The organism is Streptomyces sp. NPDC007905, from assembly GCF_042959345.1.
Classification (GTDB): domain Bacteria; phylum Actinomycetota; class Actinomycetes; order Streptomycetales; family Streptomycetaceae; genus Streptomyces.
Genome location: NZ_JBIBKS010000029.1, coordinates 1 through 21,103, shown reverse-complemented (window position 1 = coordinate 21,103; position 21,103 = coordinate 1). Strand labels below are relative to the sequence as shown.

17 protein-coding genes, 1 rRNA gene, 1 pseudogene and 1 riboswitch are annotated in these 21,103 nt (G+C 69.9%); of the genes and pseudogenes, 7 read left to right on the top strand and 12 right to left on the bottom strand.

Features of this window, described 5'->3' with window-relative positions; genetic code table 11:
• The first annotated feature begins 251 nt into the window (after positions 1-251).
• The 6 genes from ACFZDC_RS35890 (at position 252) to ACFZDC_RS35865 (ending at position 6,607) form a co-directional block, all read left to right on the top strand.
• Positions 252-2,204, top strand: a complete 1,953-nt coding sequence (locus tag ACFZDC_RS35890) for an amino acid transporter (protein ID WP_391330474.1) — start codon at positions 252-254, stop codon at positions 2,202-2,204.
• A gap of 128 nt (positions 2,205-2,332) precedes the next feature.
• Positions 2,333-2,728 (top strand): molybdopterin-binding protein, encoded by a 396-nt coding sequence (locus tag ACFZDC_RS35885; protein WP_094214403.1) that lies wholly within the window; start codon positions 2,333-2,335, stop codon positions 2,726-2,728.
• Positions 2,729-3,365: 637 nt separating this feature from the next.
• The gene (modA, locus tag ACFZDC_RS35880; protein ID WP_391330472.1) at positions 3,366-4,178 is read left to right on the top strand and encodes a molybdate ABC transporter substrate-binding protein; all 813 of its coding nucleotides are present in this window, start codon (positions 3,366-3,368) and stop codon (positions 4,176-4,178) included.
• Positions 4,175-5,020 (top strand): molybdate ABC transporter permease subunit, encoded by an 846-nt coding sequence (gene modB / locus ACFZDC_RS35875; protein WP_391330471.1) that lies wholly within the window; start codon positions 4,175-4,177, stop codon positions 5,018-5,020. Before modA ends, modB begins: the two co-directional genes overlap by 4 nt.
• 53 nt (positions 5,021-5,073) lie before the next feature.
• Entirely contained in the window at positions 5,074-6,159 is a 1,086-nt protein-coding gene (locus ACFZDC_RS35870) for an ATP-binding cassette domain-containing protein (RefSeq protein WP_391330469.1), read from the top strand.
• Positions 6,160-6,187: 28 nt separating this feature from the next.
• Complete coding sequence (locus ACFZDC_RS35865) at positions 6,188-6,607, top strand: TOBE domain-containing protein (RefSeq protein WP_391330468.1); 420 nt, start codon at positions 6,188-6,190, stop codon at positions 6,605-6,607.
• 54 nt (positions 6,608-6,661) lie between these two features.
• Here the strand turns inward: ACFZDC_RS35865 and gcvP are convergent, their stop codons facing one another.
• Positions 6,662-9,547, bottom strand: coding sequence for an aminomethyl-transferring glycine dehydrogenase (gene gcvP, locus ACFZDC_RS35860; RefSeq protein ID WP_391330466.1), 2,886 nt, complete (start codon positions 9,545-9,547; stop codon positions 6,662-6,664).
• Positions 9,548-9,721: 174 nt separating this feature from the next.
• A riboswitch (glycine riboswitch) is annotated at positions 9,722-9,816 on the bottom strand.
• A gap of 119 nt (positions 9,817-9,935) precedes the next feature.
• Between gcvP and ACFZDC_RS35855 the strand changes: the two genes are divergently transcribed.
• The gene (locus tag ACFZDC_RS35855) at positions 9,936-10,307 is read left to right on the top strand and encodes a PRC-barrel domain-containing protein (protein WP_391330464.1); all 372 of its coding nucleotides are present in this window, start codon (positions 9,936-9,938) and stop codon (positions 10,305-10,307) included.
• 392 nt (positions 10,308-10,699) lie between these two features.
• On the opposite strand, the pseudogene ACFZDC_RS35850 reads toward ACFZDC_RS35855, so the two are convergent.
• The 11 genes and pseudogenes from ACFZDC_RS35850 to rrf form a co-directional block, all read right to left on the bottom strand.
• A pseudogene (locus ACFZDC_RS35850) lies at positions 10,700-12,061 on the bottom strand (DNA polymerase IV); the annotation flags it as partial.
• Positions 12,062-12,172: 111 nt separating this feature from the next.
• Positions 12,173-12,856 carry a MerR family transcriptional regulator gene (locus tag ACFZDC_RS35845; protein ID WP_391330462.1) on the bottom strand — a complete coding sequence of 228 codons (684 nt, stop codon included), beginning with the start codon at positions 12,854-12,856 and terminating at the stop codon, positions 12,173-12,175.
• A gap of 262 nt (positions 12,857-13,118) precedes the next feature.
• The gene (locus ACFZDC_RS35840) at positions 13,119-13,592 is read right to left on the bottom strand and encodes a bifunctional nuclease family protein (RefSeq protein ID WP_026253112.1); all 474 of its coding nucleotides are present in this window, start codon (positions 13,590-13,592) and stop codon (positions 13,119-13,121) included.
• A gap of 85 nt (positions 13,593-13,677) precedes the next feature.
• Positions 13,678-14,415, bottom strand: a complete 738-nt coding sequence (locus ACFZDC_RS35835; protein ID WP_391330460.1) for a MerR family transcriptional regulator — start codon at positions 14,413-14,415, stop codon at positions 13,678-13,680.
• Positions 14,416-14,452: 37 nt separating this feature from the next.
• On the bottom strand, positions 14,453-15,283 hold the full coding sequence (locus ACFZDC_RS35830) for an FHA domain-containing protein (RefSeq protein ID WP_391330458.1): 831 nt from the start codon (positions 15,281-15,283) through the stop codon (positions 14,453-14,455).
• A 190-nt stretch (positions 15,284-15,473) separates the two neighbouring features.
• Entirely contained in the window at positions 15,474-16,310 is an 837-nt protein-coding gene (locus tag ACFZDC_RS35825) for a DUF881 domain-containing protein (protein WP_391330456.1), read from the bottom strand.
• A gap of 5 nt (positions 16,311-16,315) precedes the next feature.
• Positions 16,316-16,648 carry a small basic family protein gene (locus ACFZDC_RS35820; protein ID WP_003988855.1) on the bottom strand — a complete coding sequence of 111 codons (333 nt, stop codon included), beginning with the start codon at positions 16,646-16,648 and terminating at the stop codon, positions 16,316-16,318.
• On the bottom strand, positions 16,645-17,493 hold the full coding sequence (locus tag ACFZDC_RS35815; protein WP_391330454.1) for a DUF881 domain-containing protein: 849 nt from the start codon (positions 17,491-17,493) through the stop codon (positions 16,645-16,647). Before ACFZDC_RS35815 ends, ACFZDC_RS35820 begins: the two co-directional genes overlap by 4 nt.
• A 188-nt stretch (positions 17,494-17,681) precedes the next feature.
• On the bottom strand, positions 17,682-20,177 hold the full coding sequence (locus ACFZDC_RS35810) for a sugar phosphate nucleotidyltransferase (protein ID WP_391330452.1): 2,496 nt from the start codon (positions 20,175-20,177) through the stop codon (positions 17,682-17,684).
• Positions 20,178-20,290: 113 nt separating this feature from the next.
• The gene (locus ACFZDC_RS35805; protein ID WP_391330450.1) at positions 20,291-20,899 is read right to left on the bottom strand and encodes a CDP-alcohol phosphatidyltransferase family protein; all 609 of its coding nucleotides are present in this window, start codon (positions 20,897-20,899) and stop codon (positions 20,291-20,293) included.
• 109 nt (positions 20,900-21,008) lie between these two features.
• Positions 21,009-21,103, bottom strand: a 5S ribosomal RNA gene (gene rrf / locus ACFZDC_RS35800); the annotation flags it as partial.

The following is a 21,103-nucleotide window of genomic DNA, read 5'->3' as shown; positions in this document are numbered from 1 at the left end:
CATACGAGATGACGCTCGGTGTCCGGTCACCAGTGCCCGGCCGCCCCATCCCGTACCGCCCAAGACACCCCCGCCGGCCTCCGGGCCTCCGCTTCTTGAAGTGTCATCGCCTCTCGCCGGGCCTTTCTTAACGCAAGATTGATGCCCTTGGACCCCAGATGCGTGGGCCCGGGCGTCACTCTCTGCTTACGCTGGTGCCGCCGTCCGTGTGATGGCCGGAAACAGCTGAGCCGCCCACCAGGAGCACGCCGATGGTCACGACCGAGCACCCCGCCAGCCGCCTGCGCGCCTGGATGCTGGAGGGGCTGTCCGACATGGGCAGGCACGGCGGCCACACCGGACCCCACGCGGAACCGGAGCCCCCGCACAAGGGCCAGCGCTGGTGGCGTGTGATGTGCCTGACCGGTGTCGACTACTTCTCGACCCTCGGCTACCAGCCCGGCATCGCGGCCCTCGCGGCCGGCCTGCTGTCGCCCATCGCGACCATCGTGCTCGTCATAGTCACCCTGGCCGGTGCCCTTCCGGTCTACCGCCGGGTGGCGGAGGAGAGCCCGCACGGCGAGGGTTCCATCGCGATGCTCGAACGACTGCTCTCGTTCTGGCAGGGCAAGCTGTTCGTCCTCACCCTGCTGGGCTTCGCGGCCACCGACTTCCTGATCACCATCACACTCTCCGCCGCCGACGCCTCCACCCACCTGGTGGAGAACCCGCACCTCACCAGCGTGCTCCACAGCTACCAGATGCTGATCACGCTGTTCCTGGTCGCCCTGCTCGGCGCGGTGTTCCTCAAGGGCTTCCTGGAGGCCATCGGCGTCGCGGTCGCCCTGGTCGGCATCTATCTCGTGCTCAACGTCGTGGTCGTGGGCGTCGGCATCTGGCACGTCGTCACCGCCGAGCACCTGGTCACCGACTGGGCCAACGCGCTGACCGCGGAACACGGCAACGTCTTCGTCATGATCGGCGTGGCCCTGATCGTCTTCCCGAAACTCGCCCTCGGTCTGTCCGGATTCGAGACCGGCGTGGCCGTCATGCCGCACGTCCAGGGCGACGCGAGCGACACCGAGGCCCTCCCCAAGGGCCGTATCCGGGACACCAAGAAGCTCCTGACGACCGCGGCCGTCATCATGAGCTGCTTCCTGATCGCCACCAGCTTCATCACCACGCTGCTGATCCCGGAGAACGAGTTCAAGCCGGGCGGCCAGGCCAACGGCCGCGCGCTCGCCTACCTCGCCCATGAGTACCTGGGCGGGGCCTTCGGCACGGTCTACGACGTCTCCACGATCGCCATCCTGTGGTTCGCGGGCGCCTCCGCCATGGCGGGGCTGCTCAATCTCATGCCCCGCTACCTCCCGCGCTACGGCATGGCCCCCCACTGGGCCCGCGCCGTGCGCCCGATGGTCATCGTCTTCACCCTGATCGCCTTCCTGGTGACCTGGATCTTCGACGCCAGCGTGGACAAGCAGGGCGGTGCCTACGCCACCGGTGTGCTGGTGCTGATCAGCTCGGCGGCCATCGCGGTGACCATCGCCGCCCGCAAGGCGGGGCAACGGGGCTGGACCGTCACGTTCGCGGTCATCTCGGTGGTGTTCCTCTACACGACCGTCGTCAACGTCATCGAACGCCCGGACGGTGTGAAGATCGGCGCCTGCTTCATCGCGGGCATCATCCTGGTCTCGCTGCTGTCCCGGCTGGCCCGCGCCTTCGAACTGCGCGTGACCTGCGTGAGGATGGATCCGATGGCGGAACGATTCATCCGGGACATGGCCAGCCGCAAGATGCGGTTCATCGCCAACCAACCCGACCGGCGCGACAAGGCCGAGTACCGCGACAAGCTCGAGCAGATCCGCGCCGACAACGACATGCCCGAGCAGGAGGACTTCGTCTTCGTCGAGGTCACGGTGACCGACCCCTCCGAGTTCGAGGGGTGCCTGACCGTACGCGGCGAGGTTCTGCACAACCGGTACCGCGTGCTGACCGTGGAGTCCGCCTCCATCCCCAACGCCCTGGCGGCGCTCCTCCTCCATGTCCGGGACATGACGGGCCGCACCCCGCACATCTACTTCGAGTGGACCGAGGGCAACCCGTTCGCCAACTTCCTGCGGTTCTTCCTCTTCGGCCAGGGCGAGGTCGCCCCGGTCACCCGCGAGGTCCTGCGCGAGGCGGAACCGAACCGCGACCGGCGCCCGCGCGTGCATACGGGCTGAGCACACGCCCCCTGCCCGCGTCGGCCGGCCGGCATCGGGGGCCGCCGCCGGCCGACGCCATGTCGCGTCGCACCCTCCGGTCGGCCCCACCTCCGCGTATACCGTTCGGTGGCCCTATCGTGACCCGCATGCAGTCCTACACGATCGGCCAGGCGGCACGGCTGCTCGGCGTGAGCCCGGACACCGCCCGCCGCTGGGCCGACGCCGGCCGGGTGGCCACCCATCGCGACGAGGCCGGACGGCGGCTCATCGACGGCAAGGACCTCGCCGCGTTCTCGGTCGAACTGGCCAAGGCGGGCGGCGGCGAGGAGGACGCCTCCTACACCTCGGTCCGCAATGCCTTCCCGGGCATCGTCACCGCCATCAAGCTCGGTGACGTCGCCGCCCAGGTGGAGATCCAGGCGGGCCCGCACCGGCTGGTGTCGCTGCTCACCCGGGAGGCCGTGGAGGAGCTGGGCCTGGAGGTCGGCATGGAGGCCACCGCGCGCGTGAAGTCCACGAACGTACACATCGACCGCGTCTGAACCGACCGGCCCCGCTGGTGCTCGCCGACAGGGGACCCGTTCTGCTCGCCGTCATGACCGACGGCACCCCGCTGCACGCAGGCCGGCCCCCGGATGGTGCTTTCGCAGGACCGTTGCGGTGGCCGGCACATCAACGGCATCACGGCGATACGGGTCCACGGGCGCACGGCTTCGCCGGTCCAGCGCCGGCCACACCCGGTCGCGCGTCAGCTGCGGCTCCGCACACCGCGCGCTCCGCACACCGCGCGCTCCGCACACCGCGCGCTCCATGAAGTGCACGCGTGCGCGGCACGTCGGCGTAACTGGGGGAGCCGACAGCGGCGGAAGGCGGCCGCGTCCAGCGCGCCCCGCTCGTCCGGCCGGCCGTGGCTGCTCGAAGAGGGCCGCTGGTCGTGCGGGCGCGGACCGGTGAACCGGGTGGTGCTGGATGCTGCTGGTGGCGATCTCCCGCCACACCGTATCCGCCGATCGGCGCCGTACAAACGCACATGCAAGCTCCACATCAGAAGTCCGCAGCTCATGCGATGCGACAGAGGACTTACAGCTAGCAGATGCGGCAGTATCATCGCCGCACGGCCGCAGCTCGGCCGTGGCAGGGCGCGACCGTTGCCCCATGAGTCTGAGGAGTCGATCCGTGATGACCCGTTCCGTGCGCCGGATCCGCCGGATGCTGCAGCTGGCCGGTGTGGGAGCCGCCGCCCTGACGGCACTCAGCGCCTGCTCCTCCTCCGATGCCTCGTCCACCACCAAGTCGGGCTCCGGCTCCCCGAAGCTGTCCGGCACGGTCACCGTGTTCGCCGCCGCCTCACTGAAGGAGAGCTTCACGACCCTGGGCAAGGAGTTCGAGAGGCAGCACCCGGGCACCAAGGTCGGCTTCAACTTCGGCGGCAGCGACACGCTCGCCGCCAACATCACCAGTGGTGCCCCGGCGGACGTCTTCGCCGCGGCCAGCCCCAAGACCATGGCGATCGTCACGGACAAGAAGGACGCGGCCGGCACCCCGGCCGCCTTCGTCCGCAACCAACTGGAGATCGCCACCCTGCCCGGCAACCCGGGCAAGGTGTCCTCCCTGAAGGACCTCACCGAGTCGGGTCTGAAGGTCGTCCTGTGCGACAAGACCGTGCCGTGCGGCGCCGCCGCCCAGAAGGCCCTGGACGCCAGCGGCCTGAAGCTCACCCCGGTCTCCTACGAACAGGACGTCAAGGGCGCCCTGACGAAGGTCGAGCTGAAGGAGGCCGACGCCGCGGTGGTCTACAAGACCGATGTGAAGGCCGCGGGTGACAAGGTGGAGGGCGTGGAGTTCCCCGAGTCGGCCAAGGCCATCAACGACTACCCGATCGCCCTGCTGAAGAGCGCGCGGAACGCCGAGGCGGCGCAGGCGTTCATCGCGCTGGTGCGGTCCGCCGAGGGCCAGAAGGTCCTGAGCGGGGCCGGGTTCCTCAAGCCGTGACCTCGCTCGACAAGCCGGGCGCCGTGGCAGGCCCCCGCACGGGTGGGCCGCGCCGCCGCCGCGCCCGCATGGTGCCGCTGCCCCTGCTGGTGCCCGGTGTCGTGGCCCTGGCGTTCCTGCTGCTGCCGCTCGTCGCGTTGCTCGTCCGCGCTCCCTGGCGCAGCCTGCCGGACCAGCTGACCGGCGTCGAGGTGTGGCAGGCGCTGCGGCTGTCCCTGGTCAGCGCCACGGCGGCGACCGCCGTGTGCCTCGTCCTGGGTGTCCCGCTGGCCTGGCTGCTGGCCCGTACGGACTTCCGCGGCCGGGGACTCGTACGGGCCCTGGTGACCCTGCCCCTCGTCCTGCCGCCGGTGGTCGGCGGTGTGGCTCTGCTGCTCGCCCTGGGCCGCAACGGGGTCGTCGGCCAGTGGCTCGACTCCTGGTTCGGCATCACTCTGCCGTTCACCACCACCGGTGTGGTGATCGCGGAGGCCTTCGTCGCGATGCCGTTCCTGGTCATCAGCGTCGAGGGCACGCTGCGGGCCGCCGACCCGCGTTACGAGGAGGCGGCCACCACGCTCGGTGCCTCCCGCTTCACCGCGTTCCGCCGGGTCACCCTGCCGCTGATCGCTCCGGGCATCGCCGCGGGCGCCGTCCTGGCCTGGGCCCGCGCGCTCGGCGAGTTCGGGGCGACGATCACCTTCGCGGGCAACTTCCCCGGCCGCACCCAGACCATGCCCCTCGCGGTCTACCTCGCCCTGCAGAACGACCCCGACGCCGCCATCTCGCTCAGTCTGGTCCTGCTGGCCGTCTCCATCGCGGTGCTGGCGGGGTTGCGCGACCGCTGGCTGACGGGATCATGACGATGCCGCGAGGATGGAAAGACGCCACCGTACCTGTGCCGACGGACGGACACATGACCGACACCGACGCCCTCAAGGCCGCCCTAGGGGTGGGGGGCGAGCAGGGACTCGATGCCCGAGTCGTCGTCGACCGGGGTTCCTTCCGGCTCGACGTGACCCTGACCGCCGCGCCCGGGGACGTCGTCGCACTGCTGGGCCCCAACGGCGCCGGCAAGACGACCGCGCTGCGCGCCCTCGCCGGTCTTGTCCCCCTCACCGAGGGCCACCTGCGGCTGGACGGCATTTCCCTGGAACGCACCCCGCCCGAGTCCCGCCCGGTCGGCGTCGTCTTCCAGGACTACCTTCTCTTCCCGCATCTGTCCGCCCTGGACAACGTGGCCTTCGGCCCCCGCTGCCAGGGCGCCGGCAAGGCCGAGGCACGCGCCCGGGCCGCCGTCTGGCTGGACCGCATGGGCCTCGCCGACCATGCCGGCGCCAAGCCCCGCCGGCTCTCCGGCGGCCAGGCCCAGCGCGTCGCACTCGCCCGCGCCCTGGCCACCAGGCCACGGCTGCTGCTCCTGGACGAGCCGCTCGCGGCCCTGGACGCCCGTACCCGGCTGGAGATCCGCGCCCAGCTCAGGCGCCACCTCGCCGGGTTCGAGGCGGTCGCCGTCCTGGTCACGCACGATCCGCTGGACGCCATGGTGCTCGCGGACCGGCTGGTGGTCGTCGAGCACGGCCGGGTCGTCCAGGAGGGCACGCCGTCGGACACCGCCCGCCATCCGCGCACGGACTACATCGCGCAGCTCGTCGGCCTCAACCTCTACCGGGGGCAGGCCGAGGGGCACACGGTACGGCTCGCTTCCGGGCCCGCGATCACCACCACGGAGGTGCTGTCCGGGCCCGCCTTCGTGGCGTTCCCGCCGGGCGCCGTCACACTGTTCCGGGACCGGCCCACCGGTGCCAGCGCCCGCAACCTGTGGCGCTGCGAGGTCGCCGGCCTGGAGACGCACGGCGACCAGATCCGCGCCGACCTCACCGGCGAACTCCCCCTCGCCGCCGACCTCACCGCGGTCGCCGCAGCGGAGCTCGGCCTGCACCCCGGCGCAGCTGTCTGGGCCACGGTCAAAGCGACTCAGACGCACGCATACCCGGCCTGAACGCATATGCGCTCTACGGTGGGTGCCCATGACACTGAGCATCCGCAACCAGCTCCCCGGGACCGTCACCCAAGTCCAGCCCGGAGAGGTCATGGCCGTGGTCAAGGTCCGACTGGACGGCGGGCAGGACCTCACCTCCGCCATCACCCTGGAGGCCGTCGAACAACTCGGCCTCGCCCCCGGCTCCCCTGTTCGCGCTCTGGTGAAGTCGACGGAGGTCTCCCTCGCCACCAGCCGCTACGAGGGCCTGTCGATCCGCAACCAGTTCCCCGGCGCGGTCACCCATCTGGAACTCGGCACGGTCATGGCGACGGTGAAAGTGTCTCTGGCCGGCGGTGAACTCACCGCGGCGATCACCAAGGACGCGGCCACCGACCTCGGTCTCTTCGTCGGCTCCGACGTGATCGCCCTGATCAAGTCGACCGAGGTGGCCCTCGCGACGGCCTAGGCGGATGCGCGAGGGCCCCCGCCCAGGCACGGACGGGGGCCCTCAGACGCTCGCTCAGTCCTCGTACGCGTCCAGCGGCGGGCAGGAGCAGACCAGGTTGCGGTCACCGTAGGCCTGGTCGACACGGCGCACCGGCGGCCAGTACTTGTCGGCGGCCGAGACACCGGCCGGGAAGACGGCCTCCTCGCGGCTGTACGGGTGCTCCCACTCCCCTCCCAGCGACCGCGCCGTGTGCGGGGCGTTGTGCAGCGGGTTGTCCTCCGCGGGCCACTGGCCGGAGCCGACCTTCTCGATCTCCGCGCGGATGGCGATCATCGCGTCGCAGAAGCGGTCGAGCTCGGCCAGGTCCTCGGACTCGGTCGGCTCGATCATCAGCGTGCCGGCCACCGGGAAGGACATGGTCGGCGCGTGGAAGCCGTAGTCGATCAGACGCTTGGCCACGTCGTCCACGCTCACGCCGGTCGCCCTGGTCAGCGGGCGCAGGTCGATGATGCACTCGTGCGCGACCAGGTTGCCGGGGCCGGTGTAGAGCACCGGGTAGTGCGGCTCCAGGCGCTTGGCGATGTAGTTCGCGGAGAGCACGGCCACCTGGGTGGCGCGCTTCAGGCCCTCGCCGCCCATCAGGCGGACGTACGCCCACGAGATCGGCAGGATGCCCGCGCTGCCCCACGGCGCCGCCGAGATCGGGCCGACGCCGGTCTCCGGACCGGCCGCCGGCTGCAGCGGGTGGTTGGGCAGGTACGGCGCCAGGTGCTCGCGGACCGCGACCGGGCCGACGCCCGGGCCGCCGCCGCCGTGCGGGATGCAGAAGGTCTTGTGCAGGTTCAGGTGCGAGACGTCGCCACCGAAGTGGCCCGGCTTGGCGAGGCCGACCAGCGCGTTGAGGTTGGCGCCGTCGACGTACACCTGGCCGCCCGCCTCGTGGACCCGGGCGCAGATGTCGGCGACGTGCTCCTCGAAGACGCCGTGCGTCGACGGGTAGGTGATCATGAGCACCGAGAGCTCGTCGCGGTACTGCTCGATCTTGGCCCGCAGGTCCTCGATGTCGATCTCGCCGTCCTCGGCGGTCTTGACGACGACGACCTTCATGCCGGCCATCACGGCGCTGGCGGCGTTGGTGCCGTGCGCGGAGGACGGGATGAGGCACACCGTCCGCTGCTCGTCACCGTTGGCGCGGTGGTAGCCGCGAACGGCGAGCAGACCGGCCAGCTCGCCCTGCGAACCGGCGTTCGGCTGGAGCGAGACCTTGTCGTAGCCGGTGACCTCGGCGAGACGTTCCTCCAGCTCGCGGATGAGCGTGAGGTAGCCCTCGGCCTGCCCGGCCGGGGCGAAGGGGTGCAGCTGGCCGAACTCGGGCCAGGTGACCGGCTCCATCTCGGTGGTCGCGTTGAGCTTCATGGTGCAGGAGCCCAGCGGGATCATGCCCCGGTCGAGCGCGTAGTCGCGGTCGGCCAGCTTGCGCAGGTAGCGCAGCATCGCGGTCTCGGAGCGGTGCTCGTGGAAGACCGGGTGGGTCAGGTAGTCGTCGGTACGCAGCAGCGCCTCGGGCAGGGCCTGCGCGGCCGCCGCGTCCAGGGCCTCGATGTCGCCCTCGACGCCGAAGGCGGAGAAGACGGCGGCCAGCTGGGCCCGGTTGGTGGTCTCGTCGCAGGCGAGGGAGACGTGGTCGGCGTCGACCGGACGCAGGTTGACGCCGTTGTCGCGGGCGGCTGCGACGATCTCGGCGGCCCTGCCCGGCACGCGCGCGGTGAGCGTGTCGAAGTAGGCGCCGTGGACGATCTCGACACCGGCCGCCTTCAGGCCCTCGGCGAGGATCGTGGCGTAGCGGTGGGTGCGGCGGGCGATGGCCTTCAGGCCCTCGGGGCCGTGGTAGACGGCGTACATGCCGGCCATCACGGCGAGCAGCACCTGCGCGGTGCAGATGTTGCTGGTGGCCTTCTCGCGGCGGATGTGCTGCTCACGGGTCTGCAGGGCGAGCCGGTAGGCCTTGTTGCCGTCCGCGTCCACGGAGACGCCGACCAGCCGGCCGGGCAGGCTGCGCGCGAACTTCTCGTGCACCGCCATGTAACCGGCGTGCGGCCCGCCGAAGCCCATGGGCACGCCGAAGCGCTGGGTGGTGCCGACGGCGATGTCCGCGCCCAGCTCGCCCGGCGAGGTCAGCAGGGTGAGCGCCAGCAGGTCGGCGGCGACGGTGACGAGGGCGCCCAGCTCGTGCGCCTGGTCGATGAGCGGCTTGATGTCGCGCACGGCACCGGAGGCGCCCGGGTACTGGATCAGCACGCCGTTGATCTCACGCGCGGCGATGTCGGCGGGGATGCCCTCGCTGAGGTCGGCGACGACGACCTCCACACCGGTCGGCTCCGCACGCGTCTCGATCACGGCGATGGTCTGCGGCAGCACATCCGCGTCGACCAGGAACACGCCCTTCTTGTTCTTGCCCATGCGCCGGGACAGCGCCAGCGCCTCCGCGGCGGCCGTGCCCTCGTCCAGGAGCGAGGCGCCGGAGGTCGGCAGGCCGGTGAGCTCGGCGACCATCGTCTGGAAGTTCAGCAGGGCCTCCAGGCGGCCCTGCGAGATCTCCGGCTGGTACGGCGTGTAGGCCGTGTACCAGGCCGGGTTCTCCATGACGTTGCGCAGGATGACCGGCGGGGTGAAGGTGCCGTAGTAGCCGAGCCCGATCATGGATCCGAGGACCTGGTTGCGGTCGGCGAGCAAGCGCAGCTCGGCCAGCACCTCGGCCTCGGTCCGGGCCCCCGGCAGATCCAGGGCGTCGGCGTTCTTGATCACATCCGGAACCGCGGCGGCGGTCAGCTCGTCGAGGGAGCCGTAGCCGACGTGCGCGAGCATCTTGGCCCGCGCCTCCTGGTCGGGCCCGATGTGGCGCTGCTCGAAAGGGATGCCCGCTTCGAGCTCGGAGAGCGGAATGCGATGGGTGGTCATTGCGGAGGCCTCCTGGTCTGACACGACCTTCGAGGGACACCACGGCGCGGGTGCCCCGACGGCCTCCCCCTCTGTCATCTCAACCTGAGAGCTTCACCGGGCGCCCGAGGGTCCCGGCTTTCACCGTCGGTGAGAGCGGGAGCCGTCGACACCCGCCCTGCTTTCCAGAGTGACCTCGTCCGTGCGGTACGTGAGCCTGAGAGATTCCGGGGAGGATTTGCTCCTTCGGCGCCTCCGAGGTGGTCGGAGGACTCTCCCGCACGGGGTCAGCAGCCGTTGTCAGCCTACCAGCGAGGTCAACGCGCGGGCTTTCGAGTGGCCGCCTCCTCGAATGTGCTCTTTTGTAGTGCTTACGGATGAGTTGCGACCAAGTGGAGGGAGAGGGACCGTGCAGACCGACATCGATCCGCGCAACCTGATCGGCCGCAAGGCGTTCGACCGCAACGGCACCAAGCTCGGCACCATCGACGAGGTGTACCTCGACGACGCGACGGGCGTGCCGGAGTGGGCGGCCATACGCACCGGGCTGTTCTCCCGGGACGCCTTCGTCCCCCTCGAGCCCAGCGAACTGATCGACGGCGCCCTCCGGGTCCCCTTCGACCGCGCGCTCATCAAGGACGCCCCCGACTTCGGCGTGGGCCGCCACCTCTCCCCCGAACAGGAACTCCAGCTCTACCACCACTACGGCCTCGACGTGACCCCACCTCACGCATTCCCGGACCACGACTTCGGCAAGCTGGCGGGCACCGAGGAGACCTGAGCCGTCCCCTCTCCGACCCCTCTGCCGGTCCCCTCATCGGCCGCCAGAACCCCGACCGCCTTCGCGACCGCGCCGTCCCCGGGCGTTGCGGCCGCGGCGCCCGTGTCCTCGGCGGTGGCGGTCTCCGACTCGTCCATGTCGTCACGGTGCGCACCCGGCACGGCCACTGACGCCCCTTTGTCGTCACCGTGCGCACCTTGTACGGCGTCTGGCATGTCCGTGCCGTCACCGTGCGCACCTGGCACGGCCACTGAAGCGCCTGTGCCGTCGCCGTGCGCCCCTTGTACGGCGTCCGACGTGCCCGTGTCGTCACCCGCGCCCGGCACGGCCGCCGACGTTCCCGTGCGTTCTCTGTCCGCTCCCACGCCCGCAATGCGCGTAACGTCCTGGCCCGGGCCCGCCGGCGGGTGGGCAACCGCTCCGCCGGCCGCCCCGAGCGGCAGCGGATCCGCCGGCTCCAGATCCGGATCGTCGACCCGGAACGTGCGCACCCGCCCCGGCTCCGACTGCGGTGTCTCGAAGCGCACCGTGACCCGCCCCAGACCGCTGCCCTGCACCCAGCCGTGCCCGTACGCGGCGTGCCGTACGTCGTTCCCCGCCCGCCAGTGCCGTTCGACCGGCTCCGGTTGCTCCTGCACCGCCTCCGGCGCGGCCTCCTCCGGTGCCTCCGCTGCCCGCTCGCCCGCCGCCTGCGCGAACAGGTCCTCCTGGGTGTAGTCGGCGAGCCCGGAGACGCCCACGCCGAGCAGCCGCACCCCGCCCGTGGTGTCCACGGACTCCAGCAGCCGCGCGGCCGCCTCCCGGATCACCGCAGGGTCGTCAGTGGGGCCGCGAAGCGTCTCGGAGCGGGTCAGCGTCGAGAAGTCGTAGCGCCGCACCTTGAGCACGATGGTCCGCCCCGACAGCCCGGCACCGCGCAGCCGCCCCACGCACCGGTCAGCGAGCCGCTGCACCTCGAGGCCAACCCGCAGCCGGTCGTGGATGTCCACGTCGTAGGTGTCCTCGACCGACACCGACTTGGTCTCCCGCTCGGCCACCACGGACCGGTCGTCGCGCGCCAGCGCCATGGCGTACAGCGCGTGCCCGTGCGCCTTGCCGAGCAGCCGTACGAGTTCGTCCTCACCCGCCTCGGCCAGTTCCTCGACCGTGGTGATCCCGGCCCGCCGCAGATGGTCCCCGGTGGCCGGACCGACCCCGGGCAGGGTCCGCACCGACATGGGTCCCAGCAGCGCCCGCTCGGTCCCGGGCTCGATGAGCACGAGCCCATCGGGCTTGGCCTGCTCCGAGGCGATCTTCGCGAGCATCTTGGACGCGGCCAACCCCACCGACCCGGTGAGCCCCGTGACCGCCCGTATGTCCGCCCGCAGCTTCGCTCCGGCCAGCCGCGCCGACACCTCGTCACAGGCCGCTCCCCCGGCCTCCAGGTCCACGAACGCCTCGTCCAGGCTCAGCGGCTCCACCAGGGGTGACAGCTCCCGCAGCAGCGCCATCACCTGCTCGCTGATCGACCGGTAGAGGGTGAAGCGGGGCACGAGGTACGCGGCGTTCGGCGCCAGCCGGCGCGCCTGGGCCATCGGCATCGCCGAGTGGACCCCGAAGACCCGGGCCTCGTACGACGCGGTGGCCACCACGCCGCGCGGTCCGAGCCCGCCCACGACGACGGCCTTCCCCCGCAGGCTCGGCTTGGACGCCTGCTCCACCGAGGCGAAGAAGGCATCCATGTCGAGATGCAGGATCGTGGGCGCGTTTCTCACATCTCCGATGCTGCACCACGCCACTGACATTGATACTCGTAGGCGGCTTCCGGCACGCGGGCCCCCGGCCGAGGGGCCGACGCTCGGGCGGCCGCGCACGCGACCCCGCGGTCAGACCGCCCGGTTGCGCCGCCGCGCCAGTTCGTCCGCCGGGTTGGGCCCGACCAGCGTCTCCCCGGTGTCGATGCGCTCGCCGTGCAGTTGGGAGAGCGCGCTTTCCACGTCCCGCCAGACCACCCCGACGGCGATGCCGAAGATGCCCTGGCCGCCCTGGAGCAGGGCGTGGACCTCGTCGGGCGAGGTGCACTCGTACACCGTGGCACCGTCGCTCATGAGGGTCATGCGCTCCAGATCACGGAAACCGCGGTCCCTGAGGTGCTGGACGGTCGTACGGATGTTCTGCAGCGAGACCCCGGTGTCCAGGAACCGCTTGACGATCTTCAGGACGACAACGTCCCGGAAGCTGTACAGGCGCTGGGTGCCCGACCCGTAGGCGGGCCGTACGCTCGGCTCGACGAGGCCGGTACGGGCCCAGTAGTCGAGTTGCCTGTAGGTGATGCCGGCGGCCGCGCAGGCCGTGGGCCCGCGGTAGCCGATCTCCTCGGACGCCATGGACGCCGCCCCTCCGCCGTTCGGCACCGCCGTCGGTCGCTGCAGGGCGTGGTCGACCGCGCTACCGGAATGGGAGTACCCCCTGCCCGAACGCGGCTGAGAGCTTGGGGGAGGGTACGGACCGCTCTCCCCGAAACCTCGTCCGGGGGCACCCCCAGCCGTACCGTCGCCGCTCGTTCTCACGCCGACCTCCGTCCTTGACCTGCCTTCTCGACGGTAGGCAGTCACCAGGGGTGCGTCAACGATCGCCACACTCGGCACGCCGAGTGATAATCACCCTAGGAGTGGTTTCCCGTACCCCACCGCGGGGAAAGGCTAGCCGAATGCTCTCGTGGGGAGCCGTAGGACGCTCTCAATGGCCGGTGGCAATTGCCATGGCAGCGGCACGACCACCGCTGGGCGGCCGGTCCTGCGGACGCTCGGGCCGCCCCGGCCGGTCCCCGCCTCACTGGCTGCTGGTGCCGAAGTCCTCGGGCGAGATCTGGTCGAGGAACTCGCGGAACTTCTCCACCTCGTCCTCCTGTTCGTCCGGAATCGCGATGCCGGCGTCGTCCAGCACCGTGTCGCTGCCGTAGATCGGCGTTCCGGTGCGCAGGGCGAGCGCTATGGCATCGGAGGGACGGGCGCTCACCTCGACCCCGCTGGCGAAGACCAGCTCCGCGTAGAAGACGCCCTCACGCAGATCCGTGATGCGCACTTCGGTCAGCTCCTGGCCGACGGCCTCCAGCACGTCCTTGAACAGGTCGTGGGTCAGCGGTCGCGCGGGGGCCATGCCCTGCTGGGCGAAGGCGATCGCCGTCGCCTCCCCCGGCCCGATCCAGATGGGGAGGTAACGGTCGCCCCCCACTTCGCGCAGGAGCACGATCGGTTGGTTGGAGGGCATTTCGACCCGGACACCTACGACATCGAGCTCGTTCACACAGCAACCCTAGGCCGTGCCCGGGACGTTTGGGTAGTCGGGCCGGGAACAGGTGGCCGATCCAGCCGCCCGGACACCCCGCCGCTCAGGGCAACCGCACGCCGAGGGCCGTCTGCACCAGCGCGGCGTGCAGTTTCACCGTGAGCGCCGCCAGCTCCTTCGTACGGGCCTCGGCATGGGCCCTGGTCTGCGGGTTGCGGTGGCGCTTGAGGGGGGCCACCACCTGGTCCACGAGCCCCGCCTCGCGGTCGGCTGCGGCCCTCATCAGCCGCAGGTGACGCGGCTCGATCCCGAACCGGCCCAGCTCGGCGACGAGGGAGGCCACGGTCACGGCCTCGGCGTCGTACACCCCGTCCTCCAGGGGAGCGATGAGCCCGTACGACTCCCACTCCTCGAGGTCTCCCTCGGCGATGTCCGCGGCCGCCAGCAGCTCGGCCCGCCCGATCCGGGCCACCGTGGGACGCTCGGGCAGCTCCGGCATATCCTCCCCGGCGCGCTGGCGGCCCACCACGGGCAGCTGGACGGCCTCGCCCCGCTCCATGGCGTCCAGGTGTTCCCGGATCACCTTGAGCGGCAGATAGTGGTCCCGCTGCATCCTCAGGACATGAGCGAGGCGCTCGACGTCCCCCGCGCTGAACTTGCGGTACCCGGAAGGAGTCCGCTGCGGCTCGATGAGGCCCTCCGACTCCAGGAAGCGGATCTTGGAGATGGTGACTTCGGGGAACTCGTCACGCAGCACGTTCAGCACCGTGCCGATACTCATCAGCCCACTGTCCGTGGCGGCGGCACCGCTTCGGGCACCGCCGCTCGGTGGTTGAAGCATGGACCTTCCCTGGAGTCCCCGGACGGCGTCCGGAGGGTCAGATGCCCTGCCGGCTCGCGTAGAAGACCAGCCGGTACTTGCCGATCTGCACCTCGTCGCCGTTCGACAAAGCGACCTGGTCGATCCGCTCGCGGTTGACGTACGTGCCGTTCAGACTGCCCACGTCGGCCACCGTGAACGACCCGTCCGGAGAGCGCCGGAACTCCACGTGCCGACGGGAGACCGTCACGTCGTCCAGGAAGATGTCGCTCTGCGGATGCCGGCCCGCCGTGGTCAGATCGCTGTCCAGCAGGAAGCGGCTGCCCGAGTTCGGGCCCCGGCGCACCACCAGCAGCGCCGAGCCCAGCGGCAGCGCGTCGACCGCGGCCTGCGCCTCGGGCGAGAGCATCGGCACCGGCGCCTGCCCGGTCGCCTCGGCGTCGTACGCCTCGAGGCCGGAGATGGAAATGGTGGAGGTGGTCTCGGACGGGCGCTCCGGCGCCACACCCGGCCGCAGCGGCGCGCCGCAGTTCGAGCAGAAGCGCGCGTTCTCCGCGTTGCGGTTACCGCACCTCGTACACACCAGGACCGACATGGACGGATCCTCCTGCCGCGGCTGCCCCGCGGGGGCGTTGGACGCGTACGGGTCGGAAGTAAACCCTCCACCCGTACTTGAGGTTGACGGTTGCCCGAAACCTATGCCGCCGGACTGGGCAGGGTCAACAGACGCCGCGCCCTGGCCTCCGGAAATGTCACCGCCCGGACCAGCGACCTGGTCACGGAACAGCGGGCGCTGGCCCTCTGCGTCAGGCTGTGCGCGATGACGAGCGGTCGCGTTGTCGCTGCCCTCTCGCGCGCTCTTGCCGAACAACTTCGCAAACAACTTCACGGGCGATTCCCCTTGACCGAAACAGACCCGCCCGTGGGGCAGGACGAACCCTGATTGCCTACACCGGCCGACCCGGACACCCTGACAACGTCCGTAGCCACCAGACAGTTTCCACCACGCACCACCCCTTCGATGCGTCGACCCCCCGCAAGCTCATGCCCCTGCCGGACGTCCGCCATGCACCGCCGGTTCACTGGGAGGACGACCGAGCGTAGTCAGGCCGCTTCGCCTGTCGCAAGGCGTCCACGACGATCTTGACGGACCGTTCGACGGTTACCGTGGCCTGCTCCTTCTCCAGAGTCTGCACCACCCCTCCAGGGATGTTCAGTGCCGGCTCGAGATCCTGGGACTTGCCGATGACCTTGAAACGATAAGGGGCGTTGATCTTGTTCCCATCGACGCTCACGCTCGTGCCGGCGTCGGTGAAGTACGTGCTCGCGACCACCCGTACCCCGTTGACCTGAATCGCCTCCGCGCCGGCCGCGCGCAACTCCTGGATCGCGTCGAGCAGCATGTCCGCCTTGACCGTCCCCTTCGTGTCCTCGATCGTCATCGTGATGCCGGGACCCTGCGCCGCCACGGTGCCCGCCAGAATGCCGAGTTGCCGCTCCTTCTCGGCGGTCTGCCTGCGTGCCTCGGCGGCCTGGTCGGAGCTGCTCTGCAGCTCCTGACGCTGCTTGTCGAGTCCCTGCTTCTCGTCCTGAAGACGCTGAGTACGGGAATCCAGTTCATCAAGGATGCGAACAAGATCTTCCTGGCGGGCTCCGCGCAGCGCGCCATCGCTGTCGCTGTTCGACGCCACCTGCACGGCCAGCCCGAAACCGAGGCCGAACAGCAGTACGGCCACGATGAGTTGGGCCCGCGTGACCCGCGGCGGCCACAGCCCCTCGACCAGCCGCCGGCGCCCGGTGAGCTGCGGCTCGCCGCCCTCCGCGGGCGACTGCTCGGGCTCCGGGGCCGAGGGCGGCACCTCGTCGGGCAGTTCCTTGCGCAGCCTGTTCTCCGGCTGCTCGTCCTGGTTGCTCATCGCTCTCACGCCCGGAAGACGTGCCGCCGGATTGCCGCGGCGTTGGAGAAGATCCGGATACCGAGAACCACCACGACCCCCGTGGACAGCTGCGCGCCCACGCCCAACTTGTCGCCCAGGAACACGATCAACGCGGCCACGACCACGTTCGACAGGAACGACACCACGAAGACCTTGTCGTCGAAGATGCCGTCCAGCATGGCCCGCAGACCACCGAACACGGCGTCCAGCGCCGCCACGACGGCGATCGGCAGATAAGGCTCGACGACCGCCGGAACCTCAGGCCGGACCAACAAGCCGGCCACGACTCCCACGACGAGGCCCAGTACGGCGATCACGATGTGCCCTTCTCAGTCTTCTCGGCGTTCGGCTGTGCTGTACGTACGATCACACTCGGTGCGGAGGGCAACCGGACGTCGCTCTCCGTGGAGATGGTGGCGCGGATGGCGAAGTTCTCCTCCAGCGCATGCAGATAGAGCCCGTCCGCGCTGTTCTGGAACCTCGTACTCAACCGCTCCCCGTCCCCCACCGCCAGCACCGTGTACGGCGGCACGAGCGGCTTGTTGTCGACCAGTATCGCGTCACCCGCGGCTCTGATCGCGGACAGGCCCGTCAGCCGCTGTCCGTTGACGGAGACGGCCTCGGCCCCGGAGGCCCACAGCCCGTTGACCACCCGCTGCATGTCCCGGTCGCGCACCCGCCCGGTGTCGGAGAAACCCGAGGTCTCACGCGGATTGGTGCCGTCGCCCCCGGTACTTGCCTCCTTGGCGTCGTTCACCACGAGCTTCACCCCGGGGCCGTGCACCGCGGTGGCGCCCGACAGGATGCCCGCCAGGTCCGCGTCGGCGCTGCCGCCGCTCTGCTTCAGTGCCGCCCGCTGGCGCGCGCCGACATCGTCGCGCAGCTTGTCGACATCGTTCTCCAGCTTGTCCGCGTCCGAGGTCTCCCGGTCGATGCGGTCGATCAGCTCCTGGCGCTCCTTGGCCACCACGGGCGCCGCCACGCGCGCCTGCGCCGCACCCACGGTCACGACCAGCGCGGCGAGAACCAGCCCGGCCGCCAGGCCCAGCTTCGCCCGGAGCGTCTTCGGCAGTCCGCCTTCACCCTCGGACTGCCTCCGGGCAGCGGCCTCGGCGTACCCGTCGTCGAGGCTGTGGTCCATGACGTTGGTGATCAACGACATGGAGGCGTCCGGACGCCGCGGCTGCGGGGGGCTGCTCCGAACGGGGGGTTGCTGCGGCATGCCGCACATCGTCGCATGTCGCGACCAGTACCTCCGAACGGCCCCTCCGGCGTGCCGGACAGGCCCCCTTGGGGACACTTGTCCGGCACGCGCGCGTGCAGTGCCTTTTGCCGTCCGGGCTGCCGGTTCTAGCGGCCGGCGCTGTCCACCACGGCCGACCACTCGTCCAGCAGGGCCTGCGCGGAGGCATCGTCGGGCCCTTCGGCCCACAGGTGGGTGACGGCCTCGGCGGGGTCGGGAAGCACCATCACCCAGCGCCCGTCGGTCTCCACGACCCGCACGCCGTCCGTCGTATCGACGAAGCGATCACCGGCGGCCTCGACGACACGCCGCATCACCAGGCCCTTGACGGCCCACGGGGTCGCCAGGTCCCGCTTGAGGACGTGCGCCCGCGGAATCCGCGCATCGATCTGGCTCAGCGTGAGCTGTGTGCGCGCCACCAGCCCGATCAGCCGTACGAAGGCCGCCGTGCCGTCGTAGACACCGCTGAACTCGGGGACGATGAACCCGCCCATGCCGTCGCCGCCGAAGATGGTGCCCTCTTCGCGCCCCACGCGCGTGAGGTCGTCGGGAGACGTGGTCGTCCACTCGACCTGCGTGCCGTGGTAGGCGGCCACCTGCTCGGCGATCCGGGTCGTGGTGACGGGCAGCGCCACGCGTCCACTGCGCCGCTCGGCCGCCACCAGGTCCAGCATCACCAGCAGGGCCCGGTCGTCCTCGATGATCCGTCCCTTCTCGTCCACGAGCGACAGCCGCTCGCCGACGGGGTCGAACCGGACGCCGAACGCGGCCCTGGAGGACGCGACTATCTCGCCGAGGCGTACCAGCCCCTTGCGCCGCATGTCCCCGGTCTCCGTGGGTCTCGTCTCGTCGAGGCCGGGGTTGATCGTCAGCGAGTCCACACCGAGTTTGCCGAGCAGGCTCGGCAGGACGAGGCCGGCGCTGCCGTTGGAGGCGTCCACGACCACCTTCAGGCCCGATTCCGCTATCCCGGTCGTGTCGACGTTCCGCAACAGCGAGCCGGTGTAGGAGTCGAAGACGCTCGCCGGGAAGTACAGGTCACCGATCTCCCCGGGGAACGCCCGGCGGTACTCCTGTCGGGCGAACACCCGGTCCAGCTTGCGCTGGCCGCCCTGCGAGAGGTCCGCGCCCTGCCCGTCGAAGAACATGATGTCGACGGAGTCCGGCACGCCCGGCGAGGTCCGGATCATGATGCCGCCGGCACTGCCTCGCGCGGTCTGCTGTCGTGCCACGGGAAGCGGTACGTTCTCCAGGTCCCGTACGTCGATGGCACTGGCCTGGAGCGCGGAGATGACCGCCCGCTTGAGCGCCCGGGCGCCTCGCGAGTGGTCACGGGCCGTGGTGACCGTCGAGCCCTTCTTCAGCGTGGTCGCATAGGCACCCGCGAGCCGTACGGCCAGCTCGGGCGTGATCTCCACGTTGAGAATCCCGGTCACCCCGCGCGCTCCGAACAGCTGCGCCTGCCCTCTGGACTCCCAGATGACCGAGGTGTTGACGAACGCGCCCGCCTCGATGGTCTTGAACGGGTAGACCCGCACATTGCCCTGAACGATCGATTCTTCGCCGATCAGACACTCGTCACCGATGACCGCGCCGTCCTCGATCCGGGCGGCCCGCATGATGTCGGTGTTCTTGCCGACGACACACCCGCGCAGATTGCTGTGCTGGCCCACGTACACGTTGTCATGCACCACGGCCCTGTGCAGGAAGGCACCGGTCTTCACGACGACGTTGGAGCCGACGACGGTGTGCTCGCGGATTTCGGCGCCGGCCTCCACCTTGGCGTAGTCGCCGATGTACAGCGGTCCGCGGAGCACCGCATCAGGGTGCACTTCCGCACCCTCGGCCACCCAGACGCCCGGGGAGATCTCGAACCCGTCGATGTCGACGTTGACTTTGCCCTCGAGGACGTCGGCCTGGGCCTTGACGTAGCTCTCGTGGGTGCCGACGTCCTCCCAGTAGCCCTCGGCGACATACCCGTAGATGGGCTTGCCTTCCTTCATGAGCTGCGGGAAGACGTCGCCCGACCAGTCGACGGACACATCGGGCTCGACGTAGTTGAAGACCTCGGGCTCCATGACGTAGATGCCCGTGTTGACCGTGTCGGAGAAGACCTGCCCCCAGGTCGGTTTCTCGAGGAAACGCTCGACCTTGCCTTCCTCGTCGACGATGGTGATGCCGAACTCCAGCGGATTGGGCACCCGGGTCAGACAAACGGTGACCAGCGCGCCCTTCTCCTTGTGGAAATTGATCAGGTCGGTGAGGTCGAAGTCGGTCAGGGCATCACCGGAGATGACGAGGAAAGCATCGTCCTTCAACGCTTCCTCGGCGTTCTTCACGCTTCCGGCGGTACCGAGTGGCTTCTCCTCATTGGCATAGGTGAGCTCCATTCCGAGCTCTTCGCCGTCGCCGAAGTAGTTCTTGACGAGCGATGCCAGGAACTGCACGGTGACAACGGTCTCGTTGAGCCCATGCCTTTTGAGCAGCCGCAGCACATGCTCCATGATCGGGCGGTTCACCACCGGAAGGAGCGGCTTGGGCATGCTGGAGGTCATAGGGCGAAGGCGAGTGCCTTCGCCACCGGCCATCACGACGGCCTTCATGTCGGAAGCGTCCTCCTAAAGAGACGACGGTCTAGCCGACTTCACCCGTCCCGATTGTCCCGCAGTTTTCGACCGCGGGCCATCGGGCCACTATGTCTGGACAATCGACGAGTTCAATCGGCCGTGGCGTCCGCGCGGACCAGGTGGCGGACTTGGACCACGTAGAGCACTCCTGCCCACCAATAGAGGGTTGTACCCCATCCTGCGAACGCCCATCCGAAAACAGCAGCGAGTGACGCGATCCATCCGTTTCCGTCACTGAGCAGCAGCAGCGGGAAGGCACACATCAAGTTGAACGTGGCGGCCTTCCCCAGAAAGTTCACCTGCGGCGGCGGATAGCCGTGCCGTCTGAGGATGCCCACCATCACCAGCAGCATCAGCTCTCTCGCCAGCAGGAGGGCGGTCAGCCAGACCGGGAGGATCTCACGCCAGGTGAGGCCCAGCAGCGTGGAAAGGACGTACAGCCGGTCGGCTGCGGGATCGAGGAGCCGGCCGAGATTGCTGATCTGGTTCCAGCGCCGGGCGAGCTTGCCGTCCAGATAGTCACTGACCCCGCTGAAAGCCAGCACGAGGAGAGCCCAGCCATCGCTCTGGGGACCACCGAACTCGGGCCTGAGGATCAGCCAGAGGAAGACGGGTACGCCGACGAGCCGGGCCATGCTGAGGATGTTGGGGATGGTGAGGACCCGGTTTGTCTGGACACGGGTCTCTTGGACCTCCACCCGGGGGCCTCCTGTGCGAAACGAGTCAACGATGCTCCCTGACCCTACCTCAACGCAAAAAAGCTCCGGCCCCTGGGCTGTGTGCCCAAGAGCCGGAGCTGTAAAAGGAGTTCGGCGGCGTCCTACTCTCCCACAGGGTCCCCCCTGCAGTACCATCGGCGCTGTGAGGCTTAGCTTCCGGGTTCGGAATGTAACCGGGCGTTT